This is a genomic window from Nostoc mirabile CHAB5784 (assembly GCF_020829645.1).
GTDB classification, from domain to species: Bacteria; Cyanobacteriota; Cyanobacteriia; order Cyanobacteriales; family Nostocaceae; genus Nostoc; species Nostoc mirabile.
The window spans coordinates 1-2,756 of the sequence record NZ_JAIVFS010000271.1 but is presented as its reverse complement, the minus strand read 5'-3'; the positions used below and the strand labels follow the sequence as shown (position 1 = coordinate 2,756).

Annotated in this window: 3 protein-coding genes and 1 pseudogene; 2 read left to right on the top strand and 2 right to left on the bottom strand. The window is 44.7% G+C overall.

Annotated features, from left to right (window positions below):
- Window positions 1-34: 34 nt before the first annotated feature.
- Together LC653_RS45560 and LC653_RS45555 are read right to left on the bottom strand one after the other, a co-directional pair.
- Window positions 35-1,273 carry a ParB/RepB/Spo0J family partition protein gene (locus tag LC653_RS45560; protein ID WP_229501800.1) on the bottom strand — a complete coding sequence of 413 codons (1,239 nt, stop codon included), beginning with the start codon at window positions 1,271-1,273 and terminating at the stop codon, window positions 35-37.
- The gene (locus tag LC653_RS45555) at window positions 1,270-2,040 is read right to left on the bottom strand and encodes a ParA family protein (RefSeq protein WP_229501799.1); all 771 of its coding nucleotides are present in this window, start codon (window positions 2,038-2,040) and stop codon (window positions 1,270-1,272) included. Before LC653_RS45555 ends, LC653_RS45560 begins: the two co-directional genes overlap by 4 nt.
- A 154-nt stretch (window positions 2,041-2,194) precedes the next feature.
- Here LC653_RS45555 and LC653_RS45550 point away from each other — a divergent pair, with 154 nt between their 5' ends.
- The gene (locus tag LC653_RS45550; RefSeq protein ID WP_229501798.1) at window positions 2,195-2,410 is read left to right on the top strand and encodes a hypothetical protein; all 216 of its coding nucleotides are present in this window, start codon (window positions 2,195-2,197) and stop codon (window positions 2,408-2,410) included.
- A gap of 62 nt (window positions 2,411-2,472) precedes the next feature.
- A pseudogene (locus LC653_RS45545) lies at window positions 2,473-2,756 on the top strand (ATP-dependent helicase); the annotation flags it as partial.

The following is a 2,756-nucleotide window of genomic DNA, read 5'->3' as shown; positions in this document are numbered from 1 at the left end:
TAAAAGTAGAGATTACCTGACAATTTACCCCAAGTCACTCATCCCCTAGTAATGCTTCCAGCTTGTTTAAAAGGTTTACTAGCTGCTTTTGCTTTCTAGGTTCTTTCCAAAGCTGACGCTTTTTAATACGCTGGGTGATATTTTGGAGGCGGTCTGGTATTTGGTTAGTTGCTTTAGAAGAGGATGTTTGTTCATCATCAGTCCAAGCTGTGATTTTTTCTTTGATTTGGCTTAAAGACCAATAGTTAGCTATCGCTTCGGACAAAAGTTTTTTTCGGATTTCATTATTTCTTACCCGCGCCAAGACTTGTGCTTTGGTGTATTCCAGTTGACCAGAACGCAGTGCCATTAAAATTTCTTCGGGCAGATTGAGCAAAGGTAAGCGTGTGGTGGTGAACGATAGCCAGTTCATGAGTCCCAGGCTCTCAAACACCTGTTGTACGGTGTTTGATTGTTCTTCATCTAGGTTAGGAGAAACGTTTCTCCTAGATTCATTTTTCTCGACTAACTGGTCAGAAATGTTGTCCTCAGATTGCGGTTTATCTAGGTTAGGAGAAACGTTTTTCCTAGATTCATTTTTCTCTGATAACTGGTCAGAAATGTTGTCCTCAGATTGTGGATTATCTGGGTTAGGAGAAACGTTTTTCCTAGATTCATTTTTCTCTGATAACTGGTCAGAAATGTTGTCCTCAGATTGTGGATTATCTGGGTTAGGAGAAACGTTTCTCCTAGATTCATTTAATGAGGATTTTGACGGCTGTTCCCCCTTGCTGTGAGCGTTTTTCATTCGGTACAGCAAGGATTTTACGGCTTCTACATCGCAATGGAACCGGATTGCCAACAGGTGCAATATCCCTTCCGTTTCTTCAACAGGGTTAAGGTCTTCTCGTTGCAGGTTTTCAATCAAAGCCAACTGAAACGCTTGGTCATCTGATAGCTCACGCACAACCACAGGCACAACTTCAAGTTCTGCTTCAAGTCCTGCCCTATAGCGTCGTTCTCCTGCTACTAATTCGTATTTCCCAGAGCAAAGTGGACGCACCAACAAAGGTTGGAGGATGCCATGCTGCTTGACTGACGAGACTAATTCTTTTAATGCTTGTGGGTCAAAGTATCGTCGGGGCTGGTGTTGGGGCAGAACTATATCTGAGAGCTTGATAGTAGTTTCAGTAGCGGCTGGCAACTCGCCATCTGGTGAGGATAACCAAGGTGCAGGGGGTGGAGTTGTAATTTGACCCCCAAAGGGTTTGTCTGTTTGTTTGCGTCGGTTCATAAAGCCTCCAAAGCCTTGGCGATTTCTTCAAGAATAGCGACTACAGGATGTTTCGGGTCAAATACTGCTAGAGGTGCACGTTCTTCTGACGCATCGACAAAAGCGGTGGCTCTGGGGATGGGTGGAAAAATACGACCCCAAGCGGAAAGTTGTTCAATGATTGCTGCTAATGCGCGTTTATCGGCTGAATTCTGTTGAGCATAACGAGTGGGAACAAACCCTGCTATTTGGATTTTACGGTTGGCTTTATTTTTTACATGGGTAATAGTTTGTAAAAGCTCGTCAGTTCCCTCGAAGGCTTTTATATGGGTTTCAACGGGAACGAGTACGTGTGTGGCCGCGACTAAGGCGATATAGGAAAGCAATCCTAAGCTGGGGGGACAATCTATAAGAATGAAGTCGTATTCATTTAGAACAGATTCAATGGCTTCCTTAAGGCGCAACTCGCGCATCGCAGCACTGACTAACTGCATTTCTGCTCCACTTAAGACTCGGCTTGCTGGAACCAAGTCCATGCCGTGAATGCCCTCATGAATTGGTAAGGGCTGCTCATCGATAATGGCATCAGCAACGGTTTTTTGTAACTGAGATGGCACTAACCCCATGAATTTGGTCAAGGACGCTTGGGGGTCTACGTCGATGAGGAGAACGCGATGTTTTCGTCGTGCTAGGTGGTATCCCAAATTTTGGGTTAGTGTTGATTTTGCGACACCACCGGCTTGGTTAAACAGGGCAATAATGCGGCAAAGAGGGTCAGAAGTTGACACTGGCTTTCGTTCCTAGAAGATACGTTGACATTTGGTCAACCGGCTCGGTTTTAGTTTCCAGTTTATTGAAGTGTATCAGAAGAAGAGAAGTTCTAGCTAAGACGGTAATTTCAGCAGTAGACTTTATAGAATCAAGCAACATTAAGTCATTCCTATGACAACCAAACAAGCAATTTTTGAAGCGATTGAACAACTGCCAGAGCAGCACCAAGAAGACGTGTTGCGGTATGTTCAACAGCTTGCACGTACTCAGAAATCACCAACCACAAACTCATCCACTGGCAGTAACGACCCCCTGGCAAACTTCATTGGTGCAGTATCTCATGGCTCCTTGGCTGCCAACTTAGACTCGGAACTCTATGGCGACTAAGTGCTGAACTGGTCAAAAGTACGTGCGCGGTGTGGTAAAAAGTAGCTATTTACGGGTGCATCATGGAGACAAACTATACATTTAAATTCAATTCTTCCACTGCCTTAGAAGCCCTGAAAGTTGGTAAATACGACCCGCTCAACTTCTACGAGGCGCGTTTAAACCTGTTCAACCTCTCCGTAATGGCAGACTATGATCAGCTAATTTGCCTGCCCACACTAACTGCTATTGACAAATACTGGTATCAGATTGAAACAGCCCGAAAAGTACTTAGACAACTGGGTGGACGCGCATTACTAGCCGATGAAGTCGGATTGGGCAAAACCATTGAGGCGGGACTAATCAT